This is a genomic window from Moorena sp. SIO3I8, from assembly GCF_010692325.1.
Classification (GTDB): domain Bacteria; phylum Cyanobacteriota; class Cyanobacteriia; order Cyanobacteriales; family Coleofasciculaceae; genus Moorena.
The window spans coordinates 1-17,365 of record NZ_JAAHHW010000134.1; the positions used below are offsets into that span (position 1 = coordinate 1).

Annotated in this window: 18 protein-coding genes; 8 read left to right on the forward strand and 10 right to left on the reverse strand. The window is 44.2% G+C overall.

Annotation, left to right across the window (positions count from 1 at the left end):
- The 5 genes from F6K51_RS30620 to F6K51_RS30640 form a co-directional block, all read right to left on the reverse strand.
- Nucleotides 1-1,759 (reverse strand): AMIN domain-containing protein (locus F6K51_RS30620; RefSeq protein WP_293027609.1); only part of this gene is annotated, 1,759 nt, incomplete at its 3' end.
- Between the two features lie 284 nt (nucleotides 1,760-2,043).
- Nucleotides 2,044-2,802 carry a hypothetical protein gene (locus F6K51_RS30625; protein ID WP_293027612.1) on the reverse strand — a complete coding sequence of 253 codons (759 nt, stop codon included), beginning with the start codon at nucleotides 2,800-2,802 and terminating at the stop codon, nucleotides 2,044-2,046.
- Nucleotides 2,799-3,599: a PilN domain-containing protein gene (locus F6K51_RS30630; protein WP_293027615.1), complete on the reverse strand. Its 801-nt coding sequence runs from the start codon at nucleotides 3,597-3,599 to the stop codon at nucleotides 2,799-2,801. Before F6K51_RS30630 ends, F6K51_RS30625 begins: the two co-directional genes overlap by 4 nt.
- A gap of 4 nt (nucleotides 3,600-3,603) precedes the next feature.
- Nucleotides 3,604-4,707: a type IV pilus assembly protein PilM gene (pilM, locus tag F6K51_RS30635; RefSeq protein ID WP_293027649.1), complete on the reverse strand. Its 1,104-nt coding sequence runs from the start codon at nucleotides 4,705-4,707 to the stop codon at nucleotides 3,604-3,606.
- Between the two features lie 265 nt (nucleotides 4,708-4,972).
- Nucleotides 4,973-6,265, reverse strand: coding sequence for a folylpolyglutamate synthase/dihydrofolate synthase family protein (locus F6K51_RS30640; protein ID WP_293027618.1), 1,293 nt, complete (start codon nucleotides 6,263-6,265; stop codon nucleotides 4,973-4,975).
- 68 nt (nucleotides 6,266-6,333) lie between these two features.
- Here F6K51_RS30640 and bchM point away from each other — a divergent pair, with 68 nt between their 5' ends.
- The 4 genes from bchM (at nucleotide 6,334) to F6K51_RS30660 (ending at nucleotide 8,365) form a co-directional block, all read left to right on the forward strand.
- On the forward strand, nucleotides 6,334-7,020 hold the full coding sequence (gene bchM, locus F6K51_RS30645) for a magnesium protoporphyrin IX methyltransferase (RefSeq protein ID WP_293027621.1): 687 nt from the start codon (nucleotides 6,334-6,336) through the stop codon (nucleotides 7,018-7,020).
- 170 nt (nucleotides 7,021-7,190) lie between these two features.
- Nucleotides 7,191-7,592: a hypothetical protein gene (locus F6K51_RS30650; RefSeq protein ID WP_293027624.1), complete on the forward strand. Its 402-nt coding sequence runs from the start codon at nucleotides 7,191-7,193 to the stop codon at nucleotides 7,590-7,592.
- 204 nt (nucleotides 7,593-7,796) lie between these two features.
- Nucleotides 7,797-8,015 (forward strand): DUF423 domain-containing protein, encoded by a 219-nt coding sequence (locus F6K51_RS38670; RefSeq protein WP_365940384.1) that lies wholly within the window; start codon nucleotides 7,797-7,799, stop codon nucleotides 8,013-8,015.
- A 95-nt stretch (nucleotides 8,016-8,110) separates the two neighbouring features.
- On the forward strand, nucleotides 8,111-8,365 hold the full coding sequence (locus F6K51_RS30660; protein WP_293027627.1) for a restriction endonuclease: 255 nt from the start codon (nucleotides 8,111-8,113) through the stop codon (nucleotides 8,363-8,365).
- On the opposite strand, the gene F6K51_RS30665 is transcribed toward F6K51_RS30660, so the two are convergent.
- Entirely contained in the window at nucleotides 8,335-9,270 is a 936-nt protein-coding gene (locus tag F6K51_RS30665; protein ID WP_293027630.1) for a glycosyltransferase, read from the reverse strand. The genes F6K51_RS30660 and F6K51_RS30665 overlap by 31 nt on opposite strands.
- A 59-nt stretch (nucleotides 9,271-9,329) precedes the next feature.
- Here F6K51_RS30665 and menB point away from each other — a divergent pair, with 59 nt between their 5' ends.
- Complete coding sequence (gene menB, locus F6K51_RS30670; protein ID WP_293027652.1) at nucleotides 9,330-10,163, forward strand: 1,4-dihydroxy-2-naphthoyl-CoA synthase; 834 nt, start codon at nucleotides 9,330-9,332, stop codon at nucleotides 10,161-10,163.
- Between the two features lie 13 nt (nucleotides 10,164-10,176).
- Here the strand turns inward: menB and F6K51_RS30675 are convergent, their stop codons facing one another.
- The 3 genes from F6K51_RS30675 to F6K51_RS30685 all read right to left on the reverse strand — a co-directional run bounded on the left by F6K51_RS30675 (nucleotide 10,177) and on the right by F6K51_RS30685 (nucleotide 12,129).
- Entirely contained in the window at nucleotides 10,177-10,326 is a 150-nt protein-coding gene (locus tag F6K51_RS30675) for a hypothetical protein (protein WP_293027632.1), read from the reverse strand.
- A gap of 358 nt (nucleotides 10,327-10,684) precedes the next feature.
- A complete protein-coding gene (locus tag F6K51_RS30680) occupies nucleotides 10,685-11,002 on the reverse strand; it encodes a hypothetical protein (RefSeq protein ID WP_293027634.1) in 318 nt (105 codons plus the stop codon).
- Nucleotides 11,003-11,508: 506 nt separating this feature from the next.
- A complete protein-coding gene (locus F6K51_RS30685; RefSeq protein WP_293027637.1) occupies nucleotides 11,509-12,129 on the reverse strand; it encodes a DciA family protein in 621 nt (206 codons plus the stop codon).
- Nucleotides 12,130-12,317: 188 nt separating this feature from the next.
- On the opposite strand from F6K51_RS30685, the gene F6K51_RS30690 reads away from it, so the two are divergent.
- From F6K51_RS30690 to F6K51_RS30700, 3 genes are all read left to right on the forward strand, one after another.
- Nucleotides 12,318-13,739, forward strand: coding sequence for a hypothetical protein (locus F6K51_RS30690; RefSeq protein WP_293027640.1), 1,422 nt, complete (start codon nucleotides 12,318-12,320; stop codon nucleotides 13,737-13,739).
- Between the two features lie 79 nt (nucleotides 13,740-13,818).
- Entirely contained in the window at nucleotides 13,819-14,514 is a 696-nt protein-coding gene (locus F6K51_RS30695) for a PspA/IM30 family protein (RefSeq protein ID WP_293027655.1), read from the forward strand.
- Between the two features lie 546 nt (nucleotides 14,515-15,060).
- Nucleotides 15,061-15,828, forward strand: coding sequence for a PspA/IM30 family protein (locus tag F6K51_RS30700; RefSeq protein WP_293027643.1), 768 nt, complete (start codon nucleotides 15,061-15,063; stop codon nucleotides 15,826-15,828).
- Nucleotides 15,829-16,067: 239 nt separating this feature from the next.
- Here the strand turns inward: F6K51_RS30700 and F6K51_RS30705 are convergent, their stop codons facing one another.
- The gene (locus F6K51_RS30705; protein WP_293027646.1) at nucleotides 16,068-17,033 is read right to left on the reverse strand and encodes a glycosyltransferase family 2 protein; all 966 of its coding nucleotides are present in this window, start codon (nucleotides 17,031-17,033) and stop codon (nucleotides 16,068-16,070) included.
- Nucleotides 17,034-17,365: the final 332 nt, after the last annotated feature.

Consider the following 17,365-nt stretch of genomic DNA (forward strand, 5'->3'; position numbering starts at 1 on the left):
TGGTAAACTCAAACCCGTTTTCATCCACTTCCTGCACACCTGGCTGGAATGGATTACTATTTCGACCAAAGCCGGGACGGGCAAAGGGTGATGGAATATTACCTTCAACGAAACCATCAACGATATTATCAAAGGGAGCATTTTGTCTATCGAAGAATATATCACCATCTCCGTCTACAGCTCGAAAATCAAATGGCTCAATATTAGGAAACTGACCACTAATTACATCATCTCTACTGGGGGGATTAACCCTACCGAAATTAACGGCTGCGGCTCCGCCATCACTGACTACAAAGGTATCATTAATCCCGAAGGAGAAACTGGCATTATAGGCATCGGTTCCAGCTAGGTTAACATCGATAATCTTGACATTTACCGCCACTTGACGGCGACGAGCATCCAACTGTTTGAGTAAAGAGGTCGCAATTTCAATTTGCCTGGGCTCACCCACCAGAGATATGGAATTAAGTCGGTCATCGGTAGATACTGCTAATCCCCTCAGCAACAGTGCCCCTTGGCTAGCGTCTTCCTGCTCACTAGTAATTGCTCGAATCTCTGGGGGTCGTTCGATTTGTCGCACCACTCGTTGGGTTTCAGGATCGATGATTTCTTCCGTCTCGATTACTACCTGTTGCACTTCTGCTCCCTGAGTGGCTAGGAAAGTAGCAGCCCCTTGGACACTGGCTTGATTGAGCCGTAGAGTACGACTAATTAGATTACGAGCCGCTTGAGGGAGTTTTGCCCCAACAAAAATTGTGCTTCCCCGACGGTTAGCCTGAAGACCAGACAGCTGGAGAATATAGTTGAAAGCATCTTGAACCGGTTCGTTTTCTAAATCAATAGAAATGGTGAACTGTGCTGCACCGGAGTCTTCATCTGACTCAGCAAAGGCCAGATTGAGTCCAGCAGAACGAGCTAACAGAGACAACACTTCTCGAATCGGTGCTTCTCGTAATACTAAACGAGGCACTAGAGTTGCTGTTCCGAGATCTATAGTGCTAGCAGCAGCATTAATATTAGAAACAGCAATATCCCCCACTGGTGGTGCTACTGCTCTAGGTAAGAAGGGGGGCGCTGGCGCAATCGGTTGCACTGCATTAGCTGGAGCTGCTGGTATCCCATCAATAATAATTTCTGGCTCAGGTACCAGCACATCTGGTTCAGGAGCCACGATTTCTGGAGGTTCAGGAGTTTCTGAGGGGTTAGCCTCTGGTTCTGGTTCGGAAAGTTCCGCCGGTTTCTCCATCTGTTCCGTTTCAGCATTAGTTCCTCTATTAGGAACTTGAGCATTAGGAACTTGAGCCAGCTTGATCACCGATGAGTCTTGGATAGATAATATCCCCTGATTCTCAGTAGTGGTGTCAATGCCTAAGGTAATTCCCTGAGGGTCCCTTTGGATTAGTGAACTAATTGGGAGTTTGTCAGTGCCTCGAATCGTCACCCTGACCCGGTTGTCATCCAGTTCCTTAACCGCAACCGCACTGATATTGGGTAGGGGGTTTGTCTTACGGAAGTTAGTCCCTTGGGGCAAACTCAGCTGGGTATTAACCAGATCAGCTACCAAGACATTGCCTTGGTTGACAGCAAAAATCTGTGGAGGCTCATTACCCCCTTTTGTCTCAAGTTTCAGCTCCAGTTCACTCCCCTGCTGGTTGAACCGTATGGCACTAACTTGGCTTGCTGCTACTACAGGCTGTGTTGACCATAAAGCCACTGCTGTAGCCGCGAACACTCCACCACATACTTGAATCTGTCTCACGCTTTATTCCTCAAATCTCCTGACTGAAATCACAGAAATAATCTCATATTAAGGGCTGTTGAAGGTTGACTATTGACTATTGACCGTTGAGACGTTAAAGAGAAAACACTAAACACTCAACAAACAACAACAACAATAACCAACACTAATAATCCTGTCAGATCCATAAAACAGCAGGTTATCTCAATTTCCAACAACTTGGCTACCGCTCAATTCCCCAATCTTGCCATCTCCCCATCATTAAATTGGTAGCAATAATATAGCAAGACTAAAGGAACTTGGGATTATTTCTTCTTACCTGACTGTTTCTTACCATCCTTTTCCTCAGCTTTTTCTTCTTCCTCCTTATCCAAATCTCTAGCAGGCATGAGAGCTTCCAGGGTTAAGCTAGTTTTAAGCTTAGGTTGAGGACCAGGAACTACTCTACCTTGCTGTAGCACTAGTGTTTGCGGTTCAGTGATTTCAGCTTCTAGGTCTTTGATCAGCAACATCGCTTGTAGCCGCTCAAAGCTGCGCATAATTGACTGGACTTGTTGGAAGCTACCCTCAATTTCCACATTGACGGTTCTCCGTTTTAATTTGCCATCAACTAGGGTTCCTAAAGAGCCATCATTAACTATATTGATTCCCTCGGAATCTGGTTCATATTTAAGCAAAGTGCCTCTAGTATTCTTAACAAAGGTATTGAGATCAAGCAATAAGGTATCCAGACTTTTTTCTGTGGAAAACTGACTCAATACCCGGCGGTTTTGCTGTTTAGCTTGCTTGAGTTCCTCCTCTTTCTCTTTAATTTTTTTCTGGAGTACTTCGGGATTTTGGAGGTCATTTTGCTTGGTTGATAAATCATTTTTTAAAGTCTGATACTCCTGCCAAGCCGGTAGCATCAGGTTCATCGCTAGATAGAAAGCAGCTGCCAGACCAAGAATAGCAAAGGTAATCCCAGAAACTTGGGGAGTAAAGGTAATGCCGAAGGCAGTAGGATACTCAGGATCTTCCTCCTGACCTTCAACACTCATAAAGTCGTCATCAGTAGCATAGGTCATTGTTGAATCACTCCTTGGGATTGAAGGTTTCTAATCCGAGTCACTAATCCTACTGCTCCTTTACGGTCTAACTCTTTTAAGAGTTCAGAAGCGGGGATATCACTCAGTTGAGTTTTAATAGTATATTCTACGACTTTAGGCAGGGTATATTTGACCTGAGTTACTAATTCTTTTTGACTCTCAGGAATTTCTAATTTGGTGGGATTATTAACTAACTGAGCTTTGAGCAGTTGAGTGTCATTTTTATCGAAAAAGGAAGAATTCTGTAGGGTCAGCAAAAAGTAATTCACATCATCAAAGGTTCGAGCTGTACCGGAAATATCCAGCTCGATTTTAGGTCGTGAGTTAGCGCTAGACTCATCCTTAGAAGCGTTTTTGTCAGTGACTTGCTGTTGCTCGATGTCTTTAATTTGGACTCCGGGGGGAGTGCGCTCACGAATGTCCTGTAACATTGCTGACCAAGGCTTAATTTGATTAAAGACACTGGCAAGAGCATTAGTTTCGTCGTTTACCAGCTTGAGTTCCTTGTTTAGCTTACTAATTCGTTGCTTTTGCGCTCCCAAGGCTGCCAGTTTCTTGTCAACATCAGCAATTTCTTCTTTCAAGCGGGCGTTTTGATGTTGGAGAACTACCCAAAAGCCTCCCACCAATCCAGGTAGGATTAGACCCACTGCAGCTCCAATCAGTAGAGGGGTCATTTCCCCTAGAGCCATCCCTTGTCTACCGCCGACCTCCTGAACAGACTTGATCTCCTCAGGATTTCGGTCTTTTAAAAAATTAATATCAAGACTATACATAGTGCTATACCTCTCGTAATCCTAATCCAAGCACAGTTCCTAAGCTCGGTCGTTGTACCATCGGAATATCTTTCTCCACTTCTAGGGAAAGAGCCGCCACGGGATCCACCTGAATCGTGGGCAAGCTTAACCGTTGGGTAAAAAATTCATCAAGTTGTCCGATACCACCCCCAGGACCAGCTAGTAGGAGTTGGGCTACTTCTAGATTGTCCATCTGATTGAGGTAAAAATCGATAGAGCGCCTTAGTTCATCGGCAATTTCTCCCAAGACTTGGATCAGAGCCACCATCCCTGGATTTACCCCGGTCGAGCCGGTGCGAATGCCATCAACTGGGGTACTGGGAATAGTCATCCCCTGGAGGAGTTCGGTATTTCTAGAGGCTGGTAAATTCATCGCCCGTGATAAAGCACTCTGAAGTTGGTAGGTACCAATGGGAACAGTACGGGAAAACTGCGGTACACCATCTACAATTATCGCAATTTCAGTACTATCAAATTCAAGATCTACCAGAACGGCTGCCTCTTGGGAAGGAAATTGACGCAGTTGTTCTCGGATAGTCCGAATCAGGGCAAAGCTATTAATTTCGAGTACATCTACTTGTAACCCTACCTGCTCAAAGGTATCGAGATAGCTATCGGTGATTTCCTTACGAGTAGCCACCAGCAGGACTTGTACCTTTTCGATTCCATCTTCATCCACGAAGAAGCCCAGTTTCTGATAATCCAAATCCACTTCTTCCCGGGGATAGGGCAAATATAAGCCAGCTTCATGGTTGAGTACCATATCCCGGAGCTCGTTATCATCTAGCTCAGCAGGAATGGGAATAATCCGGATTACTGCTTCCCGCATTGGTAAAGCAGTAGCAACCCGCTCCACTTTGACTTGACTCTCCTGTAGGGCTTCTCGAATCAGTTCCGCTAAACCAGGGGAATCAACAATCTGTCCTCCTTCCCAGATTCCTTCTGGAACCTCATGAGCATATAGGGTGGTAGCTTTGAGGCTCTGACCTTGCCGCTGCAATTGAGCAATATGAATTCGTTCTGGGGCTAATTCTATACCAACACCTTGCTTGCGCCGGGAAAATAAATTTTTCAAACGGTTAACCATATCTAGCAAAGGGAGTAGGGAGTAGGGAGTAGGGAGTAGGGAGTAGGGAGTAGGGAGTAGGAAACTTGGGCTCAAAAATTTTCACAATTGATTTAGGTACCCTATCTGAGTTAGGTAGATGGGGAATTCAGGGAAATTTTTGTATAACCCAGGGTCATGGAAATCAACATTAGGGTGCTATTTATGGTACCCAATCTATCTCACAATCATGACAATTTTTTGATTAATCGTGAAATTGATTATTGTAGCCATTAGCCATTACCCATTACCCATTACCACCAACAAAAGCTTGTGTTCGCAAAAAGTGACCAACTAGGTACAGAGAGCCACAAAGGACAGTAATCCTCTCGTCAGGTTCGGCTTTGTTAAAAATAGCACGGAGTCCTGTCACTAACTCTGGATAAGTAGCACAATCGGCTAAGGTTGGACAAATTTGTTGCGCGAGAGTAGCCAAGTAGTCTAGCTCAGCTGAACTATGGTCAGGTACTGGCACTAGAGATAATCGATCCCCTGGTCTGAGCAAGGCATTAAAAATACCAGCATGGTCTTTGGTTGAGAGTATACCCATTACCCAGTTGACGGATTTACCTAGGGTATCAACATATTGTCTCAAAACCTGAGCAGAGGCTTGATTATGGGCTCCATCAATCAGTAAATGGTGATTCTCCCAGCTAGTCCACTGCAAACGTCCCAGCCAAGTGGTTTTGGCCATCCCCAATGCGATCGCATTTTCTGGAATCTCCCAACCCTGCTGTTGCAGAACTTGTACCGTTGCGATCGCAATCGCCGAATTAACCAACTGTACCTGGCCCAACAACGGCAAACTATAGCTGATTCCCCCATACTCCACCCATCTGAGATCTTTTCGGGTGCTTGGCATCTTCCCCTCTGGCAACTCTACTGCTGAGTCTACCCACACCACTGGACATCCCAACTGATTCACCCTTGATTCAACCACTGCCCTAGGTTCAGGGGGGAGCGGACCAATTACCGCAGGACAGCCAGGCTTTAGGATTCCAGCCTTCTCCTTGGCAATATCAGCCAAGGTCGGTCCCAGGCGCTGCCAATGTTCCCAACTCAGGGATGTGATTATACTAACCAAAACGCGATCGCATACATTCGTTGCATCCAGCCGTCCTCCCAATCCCACTTCTATTACAGCCACATCCACCTGCTGCTGAGCAAAATACAACCAAGCAGCAGCAGTAGTCACTTCAAATAGGGTTGGTGGATCGGAACAGTTTTTTGGAATTGCTGCCTTAACTTGCTGCAAAATTGTGCCTAGGGTATGGGTGGAGATGGGTTCTTGGTTAAGGCAAATCCGTTCTGTCCAATCCACCAGGTGAGGAGAAGTATAACGTCCGACTCGGTAGCCAGCTTTGGTGAGTATAGAAGACAGGTAGGCACAAACTGAGCCTTTACCATTAGTTCCAGCCACGTGAATGATTGGAAACTTCTGGTGGGGGTTACCTAAGCGCGATAGAAGTTGATCTATGCGTTCTAAGCCAAGCTCAACGCCAAAGTATTTAAAGGATTGGAGAAGGTCGTCAATATCCATGGGATGATTTTTGATGAACCGTAAATACGGGAAAGACACCAAGCTCAGGAGAGTTTTTGTTATTAAATATGAATACAGTTAATGATAAGGCGATTGTTAAGGATTATTTTAATGCCACTGGTTTTGACCGTTGGCGGCGGATTTATGGTGATGGCGAGGTTAACCGGGTACAGCAAGATATCCGGATTGGTCATCAGCAGACTGTGGATAAAGTGATCAGTTGGCTGGAGGCTGATGGAAATTTGTCAAGTTTGTCGATTTGTGATGCTGGCTGTGGTGTTGGGAGTCTGAGTATTCCTCTGGCCAAAAATAGCGCTATAGTTTTTGCTAGTGACATTTCTCACAAAATGGTAGAAGAAGCGCAGGTAAGGGCTAAGGAGAGTTTAGGGAATAGTGACAATCTCTCGTTTATGGTCAAGGATTTGGAAGGGTTAGGTGGTAGCTACCACACCGTAATTTGTCTAGATGTTTTGATTCATTATCCTCAGGATAAAGCGGCTGAAATGATAACTCACTTAGCCTCTTTGGCCGAGTCTCGTTTAATTCTTAGCTTTGCGCCGAAAACGTTGCTTCTTACTGCACTTAAAAAGATTGGTGAGTTTTTTCCAGGACCAAGTAAAACCACTCGTGCCTATCAGCATCGAGAAGCAGATATTGTTACTATTTTAGAAAATAATGGGTTTTCGATTCAGCGACAGGAAATGACTAGCACTAGCTTTTACTATTCTCGCTTATTGGAAGCTATTCGTAAGTAAAAAAAATAAGCAGTCAGCGGTCAGCCGTCAGCGGTCAGTTTAAAAATAAACCTGATAGCTGATTAGCTGATAGCACCTCAAGTAGCGTGGCCAAAGGGCTTTAGCTTACACCTAATCGAAATTGTCTGGTCATGGTAATAAACCATCTTTGTTAAAAGTTTGCTATTATAATGAAACGGTTTAAAAAAATATCTGCTGGCTTAGTGCTTACCTTGGGTATTCTATTATTGACGGTACCTGTGGTAGTTTCAAATCGAAGGGAAGCAACATCACAGGATAAAGTTGATGCGCTGGGAAGTTTGATAGTAGGTATCCCAGCTACCTTTTGGGGAGTATGGTTAGCATGGGGAATGTATCGACAAGAGCAAAAAGAAGTCCTCGAACACCTTCAGTATACATTTTATAGCTTGATTGAAGACGAAAATGGTAGAATTTCAGTATTGAAATTAGCAATGACAGCCAAACTTCCTATAGCTGTAGCTCAAGACTATCTCGATCAAAAAGCTAGAGAGTATGATGCTACCTTTGAGGTTACTGAAGAAGGGAGAATCTTTTATAATTTTACACTTTAGGATTTAGGACTAATAAAATTGATGACTCGGATTTTTTTAGCGATCGCATCAATCTTAGGAGCATTATCAGTAGTAGCTGGAGCCTTTGCTAGCCACGCTTTGAAAGAAAAACTGACCGTTCGCGTAGCGTGCGCGTAGCGCTAACGAGGATTGGAAATTTTTCAGACTGGTGCCCGCTATCAAATGTACCATTCCCTAGCGCTAATGTTGGTAGCCTTGTTGTTGAGCCGCGCAGAAGTAGCACAAACTCCCCTTACCTTAGCTGGCTCAGCTTTTATCGCTGGAATTGCAATTTTTTCTGGTAGTTTGTACGCCCTGAGTTTAACCGGGATCAAGTGGCTAGGAGCAATCGCACCATTAGGTGGTGCGGCGTTGATCCTAGGATGGGGTTGTTTAGCGATCGCAGCTTTATCTTTCCAGTAATCACTACATATTTTAGGGAACAGGGAACAGGGAACAGGGAACAGGGAACAGGGAACAGGGAACAGGGAACAGGGAACGGGAAATAACCAATTTAAATGCAAATCAGCTTAAATATTTATTTTCTTGACTGTCAACCTCGAACCGACCACCTTCAACCTCCAACCTTCAACCTTCAACTTCCAACCTTGAACTTCCAACCTCCAACCTTCAACCTTCAACTTCCAACCTCTAACCTCCAACTTTCAACCTTCAACCTTCAACCTTCAACCTTCAACCTTCAACCTTCAACCTTCAACATCCAACCTTCAACCTCCAACCTTCAACCTTCCATCTCCCGATTAGCAGCATAAACACCTTGAACGTTATACCAGTTAAGGAAAATTCGGGCAATTTCTAAGGCTAGCTGGGATTTACCTCGGTCAATTAGCCATTGTAAAAAGGGAGCCATGGTGCGTTCGTTGAGTCGTCCACCTAAAGACAGAATCCCCCAGAGTAATCGGTGTAGCCAGGTCATCTGAATCATCATCCTGACTTCCCAGGTAGGGTGCTTCCGGTAGAATAACACACCCATACGCCCCCGTTGAATTTCCCGGTCAATCATCCGGGGAATTTGGTCGAGGCTAAAGGGAGGATGCCAATGATAACCTACAGCTTGGGGACATTTAATCAGTTTTAAGCCCAGTTGTTTGAGTCGGACACCTAGTTCTAAGTCTTCCCAGCCATAGAGTTGGAAGCGAGTATCAAAGAGTCCAGCTTCTAATAGCCATTTTCGTGCGATCGCAACATTCCCCGTCGCAAAATAGGCAGCAGAGAAATCGGTAATTTTATAGGGTTCGCTGGTAGGGTCCTCGAAATTACAGGTATTGATCACCCAACCGTAAGTGAATAAGCGATCGCATCCCAGACGCTGCTGTGCCTGTACCAAAGCATCAGCATGAGACTGGAGGAAATGCTCAGTAACTACTAAATCACTATCAATAAAGATAATTATTTCACCCTTAGCCTCCTTCACCCCTAGATTCCGGGCTGCAGCCGGTCCAGCATGGTTTTGAGCAAATGAGCGTACATGGGGAAACTGATCCCCGTGTGCTGCCAACCAATCTAAAGTGCCATCCGTTGAGCCATCATCCACTAAAACAACTTCATAATCCCAGATCTGGCTATCTTGTCTAAGTTGCTGATGTTCTAACGCGATTAGGCACTTTTTTAGAATCGGTAAGCGATTGTAAGTGGGAATGACAATGCTTAAAAACAAGGGAACCTTATGAATTTGATATCATTGTGAACTTAAACAGCGATCGCGTGGAAAACTTTATGCAAATTGACTGGCAAACTGCCAAAACTTACGAAGACATTTTATACCACAAAACCGACGGTATTGCTAAAATTACCATCAATCGTCCCCACAAACGCAACGCCTTTCGTCCCAAAACTGTCTTTGAACTTTATGATGCTTTCTGTGATGCCCGTGAAGATCACAGTATTGGTGTTGTCCTATTGACTGGTGCTGGTCCCCACACCGATGGCAAATACGCCTTTTGTGCTGGTGGTGACCAAAGTGTACGAGGCAAGGCTGGATATATTGGAGAAGATGGCGTTCCTCGCTTAAACGTATTGGATTTGCAACGCCTGATTCGTTCCATACCCAAAGTAGTGATTGCCCTAGTTGCTGGATATGCTATTGGTGGTGGTCATGTCCTACATCTGATTTGTGACCTAACTATTGCCGCTGATAATGCTATCTTTGGTCAAACTGGCCCGAAAGTGGGTAGTTTTGATGGTGGGTTTGGCGCTAGCTATCTTGCCCGAATTGTTGGTCAAAAAAAAGCCCGAGAAATTTGGTTTCTTTGTCGTCAATACACCGCATCTCAAGCCCTAGAAATGGGTTTAGTTAACTGTGTAGTTCCAGTGGAGCAGTTGGAAGCGGAAGGGCTACAGTGGGCAAAGGAAATTTTGACAAAGAGCCCTATTGCCATTCGTTGCTTGAAAGCTGCATTTAACGCCGATTGCGACGGTCAAGCTGGTCTACAAGAGCTAGCTGGTAATGCTACCTTACTCTATTACATGACAGAAGAAGGAGCCGAAGGTAAACAAGCTTTCCTAGAAAAGCGTCCACCAGATTTTCGTCAATATCCTTGGTTACCTTAGATTATAGCAGTTATCAATTGGTGAGGTACAAATTTCTGGGGAGTAGGGAGTAGGGAGTAGGGAGTAGGGAGTAGGGATTAGGGAGTAGGGCACAATTACCGCTGTCTTGATGCAAAGCACGAGTGTGGAGGGGCTGCATCAAGACAGAGTCAAATTTTATCACTGATCCGAAGTTCCCCGTTCCCTGTTCCCTACCTTTACAGATTAATTTTAAACAATTTTAAACTTGGTGCAAAATTTGATTATCAACAAAAAACGCACCTTATGTTGAATCAAAGTGCGACGAAAGCTATTTTAATAGCAAATATCAGGTGCCGATTTTTATGAAATTATTTGGCTTTTTAAGCTGACACCTTTGAGCAGGTAACTACTAGAACTAGAAGATTTGGTTTAAACTGGTTTTTGTGAAATTTGTTTATTTGAATTATTGATTGTATTAAGGTGGAAGTTACTAGTAAGATACTGCTAATCTTGCTAATAAGCTGCTCTTGCTGATCAAACGAAGAATTTACCTCAACAATTTACACCAGCATGATGTCTGTTGACGAATTCTTAGAGGTGATGGTCTCACCTTCAACGGTCATGTCTGACCCAGAGGAGTTTTCAGAACACTTTACCGATAGCTCCTCTGTGAGCATCATTTCTTCATCTTGCCAAATCTCTTCTAGTTTCTCCCAAGAAGAAGAAGAAGAAGAAAAGGTAGGCAGAGCAAAAGCACAAGCTTTCCAGGTAGCTCTGACAGGCACCCCAAGTTGTTGACACATACCCCCTCGGCGTCCTTCTGACTGATAATACCGACAGAATCGACAACTAGATATAGGTAAATTCAATGTTTTCATGATAACTCTTTTTTACGGAAAAATTTATATCCTCTTCACATTTAATTCTGCTACCCCTTACCTCAGCTTGTTATAGATAGCAAGCTGTTGACCAGCCTAGGTTATAGCCATATCCTTAACCACTGAGGCTTTAATATTTTCTTAATTATTTTGTTACAAATAGATACAAATTATTTTACAAAAAGTAACAAAACCCGATAGCTTCTGAAAGAATTGACTTGTTTTATACCAAAACCCCATAGGGATCAAGCAAAAAAACACACCAAAAGTGTATTTAGATACTGAAGTTATTCGGATTAACTTATGCAAAAGTATCAGTTCAGTGTTCTAAAAATCAAGGGAACAGCAGATCCCGGAACAGGGAATTGGGAATAGGCAACAGCCAAGAGCCAAGAGCCAAGAGGGAACAGGAATGCCCTATACTCCCAACTCCCAACTCCCAACTCCTACCTCCCAACTCCCAACTCCCTACCTCCCAACTCCCAACTCCCGACTAAAACCTTGCTCTAAATTTGCCATTGCTTAATAGCACAAAGACCACAGACATCCCAACGCTGGAGTTCTCCTGGTGGAGTCGGACACTGACACTGAGGACAAAGTGGTAAATTTTGCGATCGCATCTGCATCATCTTTGCCCAACGTTTAAACGCTGCTTGGGGTACCTGAGTTTTGTCAGTAGTTTTGTCAGTAGTTTTGTCAGTGGCTTCACTACTTTCTCTGTTTTCTGTGTGATCCAACTGCTCAGAAACCAGTGATGAAGACATTGGCAAAATGGTGCTAGGATGTCTATGGCTTGGGGTCTCAGATTGTGAATAGCCATTGCCCAAAACTTGTGTTTTCTGCCACTGAGCTGGAGAAAAGTGGATGTCAACTAGGGGCTCAGACCAACGAGCATTAAGCCGTTTCAACAACATCCGGCGCTGAAATTTTAGTTCTTGTGCCCAAACAGAGCTAGACGTAGCCACATATAAGATATCCCTGGAGATAGCATAGGGTCTGGTATGATTAGCTATGTTCACTCCTACTATTTCAGACCAACACTTAATTAGGTATGATAAGCGTTGTACACCTTGCCACTCGGGCTGATTTGTAATCCTATCTAAGATCTGATTGAGAGATTTAAGCATATCGCCTTACTATAATTAATTAATTTCTTCAGGACTTAGGTCACAGCGTCGAAGCCTGTGCCACGCTAGAAGCCTGTGCCACACTGGGCAAAAAACTAGCTTAGAGTTAGTAGGGTGACCCTCAAGATAGAATGGCTGCGTAAGTCCTGTTGCTTGTTCTGTAGCACAAACTACCGATAGAGTCCGCTATGAGCCAAAACTCCTCAGTTAATTCTTCCCCTAGCTCGACCGGTAACTACAACCTCAACTCAGTTTTACAAGCTGCTCTGAGTAGCCTTGATGTACAACTAGAGGAAGAATTAGCGCGCTACCGACGTCGAAGAGTAGGACGCCCAGTAATGACTAACCGTGGTCTTGGTCGTAACCGGGTCCGTAAACCCCTAGAGTTAATTTCTGTCGGTGAGGTACAACAGAAACCCTCACCATCACCGACAAACCAGACCATCCCTCGACTAAACCAGCCATCAACCATTGCACTGCCAAACCTAACTGCCAAAGGGAAAACTTCTCTCAAACAACCACAACAGCCATTGGTTGAGACTGAATCCCTAAATTCCCTGTCATCACAGTCCCCGAAACCTACTCAGCCACCAGTTGTATCCCAGCATAATAATGGGGAAAGTGCTAGCCTAGCAATTCAGAAAGAGGCTACCGAGCAACTTAACCCTCCTGAAAAATTGCCTGAAGACTCAGGTAGTTTGATCAAGTTAGGGGCTAACCAAACCCAGCCAGAAGATTATCTCGAATCATCAGAAAAACTACTACAGAGTCTGGCAGAAGACGAAGAAGAATTTGACAAGCAAAAGCAGGTTTCCTACCAACTGTTGACTCCGTTGAATGTCGGTTTCATGGTACTTTTGCTGTTGTTAAGCGCTACCCTACCCTATATCTTCTCCAATCCATCGGTGTTAAGTAATCTGGATCTGTCGCGGCTGATCAGCTTCATCATCCCCAAGATCTCCAAAACCCCTCAGGAAATTAAACCACATCAACCACAACAGACTGAGTCAGTTCCCCATTCTCCCCTACAGGGTGGTCCTAATTTGGCATCTGAGGAATTTGTAGACTTGAACTTACATACCCTTTCTCAAGTAGAAGGTACTCCAAGACCGCAGCAAACACCTTTTTATACAAAAGATCTCCCTTTACCTAAGGTGGTTGAATCAGCTCCTAAGGTGGTAAATAGACCGATGCCTCCTAAAGGGTCTTCCTTATCTTCAGTACTTTTGCCTTCTGTTCAACCACTGCCAAAGGTTCCCCTGTCATCATTACCAACAACTTCAGGCTCTTTAGTACCCCCAGAAAGACGGGTACAGTCGGGATTACTTCAACCAGCTATATCTGAAACACTCCAAAATCAAGCCGCATCTCTAAGAACAGTGGCAGAGGATTCTTTACCTGCTCGCGATCCTTTCTACTATGTGCTGATCAACTACGATGGTAAACGTTCCCTACAGCAAGCTAGGACAATTGTTCCTGATGCCTATGTGCGCAAATTATCTCAAGGTACCCGCATTCAGATGGGAGCCTTCAAATTTGAACATGAAGCACAAGGTTTGCTAGAAAAACTCCAGCAACAGGGAATTTCTGCTTCGATTTATCGTCCTTGACTTAAGTGTTAAGTGTCAGGTTCAATCTGAATAACATCAGTTTTCATTCCCTAAGCCCTGATCATGATGGAAAGCTGCCATAGGATTACTAGATCGTATGTTTAGAATCATTCGCGCTAGCCTTAATAGTCTGATTAACCAAGCTGAAGATCCTGAGAAAATCCTGGAACAGGCTGTCGATGATATGCAGCAGGATTTGATTCAAATGCGGCAGGCTGTAGCTCAAGCGATCGCTACCCAAAAACGCACGGAGCGACAAGCCTCTCAGGCTCAAGCCGCTGCTGAGCAATGGTACCGTCGCGCTCAGTTAGCCTTGTCAGCAGGAGACGACCAGTTGGCACGGGATGCCCTGACACGGCGGAAATCTGATCAGGTGACCGTCACAACTATGAAAGCTCAGCTGTCCCAGCAAGCTGATATTGTGTCCAAGCTCAAGGAAGATCTGCGTACCCTAGAACATAAAATCTCAGAGGCGAAAACCAAAAAGAACTTGTATATTGCTCGGGCTCAATCAGCTAAGGCATCCATGAAAATTAATGAGATGCTCGGTAATGTAGGTACCAGTAGTGCCTTGAGTGCTTTTGAGCAGATGGAAGATAAGGTAATGGAGCTTGAAGCCCGGTCTGAGGCAATGGCTGAGTTAGGTAGCAATCAACTGGATCAGAAATTTGCCGCTCTCGAAGCTAACGATGATGTGGAAGCTGAGTTAGCCGCCATGAAAGCTAATCTGATTCAAGGAACCGAAACTCCCAAATTACCCTCAAATCAGGCATAATAACCGAAAAATTTGGGAAAATTGGATAAATAGCTGGAAAAAGTAATTAGTGTCCCTGTGGTCAGCTCAATTGCAGGTTGGAAACGTTGTATCAAAACACCTTAGAGCCTTGACCCAAGGGGTTACTATACAGGCAAACATCCCTTTATCTATCTTCTTTCTGAATACTCACAAAGCAAATAGGTAGAATAAGACAAGGACGTTTTCTGCTGAAGATGGCACTATTATATCATAAGCGCCTGTGGAAACCAGTTTTTAACCCCTCGAACAGCAATCCCGATAAATCCCCCATGGTTCAGCCGCCAGAGAGTTCAAACCTTAGCTTGTTGTCTAGCACTTTTTCCCAAGAAGTTTTTACACTGGATCAAAGGCTCCCTGTCTTAATGGCTAGGGTATGGGTCAAGCCCGCGAATTTTTCAGCTACCCAACCAGACTTGAGACTCGACAGCAACAATTGCTTGTCCCTCAAGACAACTTAACTAGGCTTACGCACCAGCAAGCCAGTTTTTTACCTACAATGTACACTCCTAGAGGATAAACAGTGTTATGGGATTATTTGATCGCCTGAGCAGAGTGGTCAGAGCTAATCTGAACGATATGGTCAGCAAGGCTGAGGATCCAGAAAAGATTCTTGATCAAGCTATTGTTGATATGCAAGAGGATCTGGTTCAATTGCGTCAAGCAGTTGCCAGGTCAATTGCTGAACAAAAACGCACAGAGCAGCAATACAACAAAAACCAAACAGAAGCTAACAACTGGCAGAAGAGAGCTCAGCTGGCTCTGACCAAAGGGGATGAAAACCTAGCTCGTGAGGCTCTGGTGCGTAAGAAGAGCAATGCTGATACTGCTGCTACCCTGAAAACTCAGTTGGATCAGCAAACTGAGCAGGTCAATACTCTTAAGCGTAATCTGGTTGCTCTCGAAGGCAAAATTTCCGAAGCCAAGACCAAAAAGAATATGCTCAAAGCACGAGCTCAGGCGGCTAAGGCTAATGAAAAGTTACAACAAACCATGGGGTCTCTCAATACTAGTGGCTCCTTAGCAGCGTTTGAGCGTATGGAACAGAAAGTCTTGGAGATGGAGGCTCGTTCTCAAGCTGCCCATGAGCTGGGTGGTGCTGACTTGGAAAGTCAATTTAGACTCTTGGAAGGCAATGATGTTGATGATGAGTTGGCCTCAATGAAAGCTCAGTTGGCTGGTGGTTCTGTATCTCAAGAAGCTTTACCAGCTTCAGAGGAGAAAAAATCTACTTCCTCAGATTCACCGGTTGACAAAGAGTTGGAAGACCTTCGTAAACAAATTGATAATCTGTAGTCAGATCAAATCCGGTTAATCACTTTGGCTTCAGGGAAATTGTTAATTTTTAATGTTTAAGGGTTAATTGGTAATTGTTAATTGGTTATTAGCTAATTGGTTACTAGCTAATTGGTTACTAGCCAATTTCCAATTTTTAAATTTTAGTTGACTAATTAATCACTTTGTGTTAAATAAAATGGTTAATGGTCAATAGGCAATTTCCGACCAATGACCAATGATTTAAGTTAGTTGCCCCATTAAACCGGCAACTTGTGGTATAATGAGGGTTCGCCGCCTAGAGTCTTTCTAAGTAACAGTAACTTCCAAGCAATGGGTGAGAAAGCAATCGGTGAAAAACACTCAGGAAACAATAACTTAGCGGCACTGAGGAACTTACCTCGTTTAAGAGCTACTAAGCCCCAATGTAATCTCAGATAAGCTCCCAGCTCCCACAGTAATGGCACTTTACCTTGGTATTTATTACTGATTTGTGCATAGATTTTTTCCTTAATGGAAATATGGGTCTTCAGACGTTTCCCGAACGAAAACTTTTGATTATAAGCACCAGACCAAACCGTCCGGTAAGCTAAACACTTATTGATAAATATAGCATCCCCAAACTGAGCAATTTTAATCCAGGAATCAATATCATCAAAGTTGGTATCTAAGCTAGAATCCCAACCACCGGAACTGAGAAACCCATCACGGGAGAAAGCGACTTGTACTGGGGTCCCAAACGGTACCATTTCCAGAAGCATTCCATAATGAATGTCTTCTTGGGCAATATATAACCTTTGCAGTGAACCCACTCGCCGTGTTATACTTAGTTCGGCTCCTAAGGTATCTACTTGAGCCGATTGGCAAGAGCAAATCACTGCTTTCGGATGTAATGCGATCGCATCAGCCATTTCTTCAATACAGTTCCTGGCTAAGTAGTCATCATCATCCAACAGCTTGATCCAATCACCAGTTGCCAACTCTACCCCTTGATTTACCGCTTCCGCGTGACCTTTATTGTAAGCATTTCGGTGATAAACTAAGCTTTGCTCACCACCACGTGCTAAGGCTTCGCTGCGCTCTTTGACATAACCTTCGGTCCCATCAGACGAACCGTTGTCAACGATAACAATTTCACAGGCAAATGTCTGAGCAAGTGCGCTTTCTATCGCACGCTTGAGTAAATCTAGGCGATTATAAGTCGTGATGACAACGCTGAATTTCATCTGGCACCCCTGAGGAAAATTCTGCTATTAGCTTAGCTTTAACTATCAAAGCTCCAACCCTATAATTCCCCTGCAAGCTTAATAACTAATAAGTTTAGCTCAATTATCTCCTCATGTTGGTTAAAACTTTAAAAAACCTGATTCAACCTTGGGCAAAAGGCCACGCAATCGCGTTCAACCTTGGCCAATAGGCCACGCAATCGCGTTCAACCAACTAACCTTCAACCTTCAACCAACTAACCTTCAACCTTCAACCAACTAACCTTCAACCTTCAACCAACTAACCTTCAACCTTCAACCAACTAACCTTCAACCTTCAACCAACTAACCTT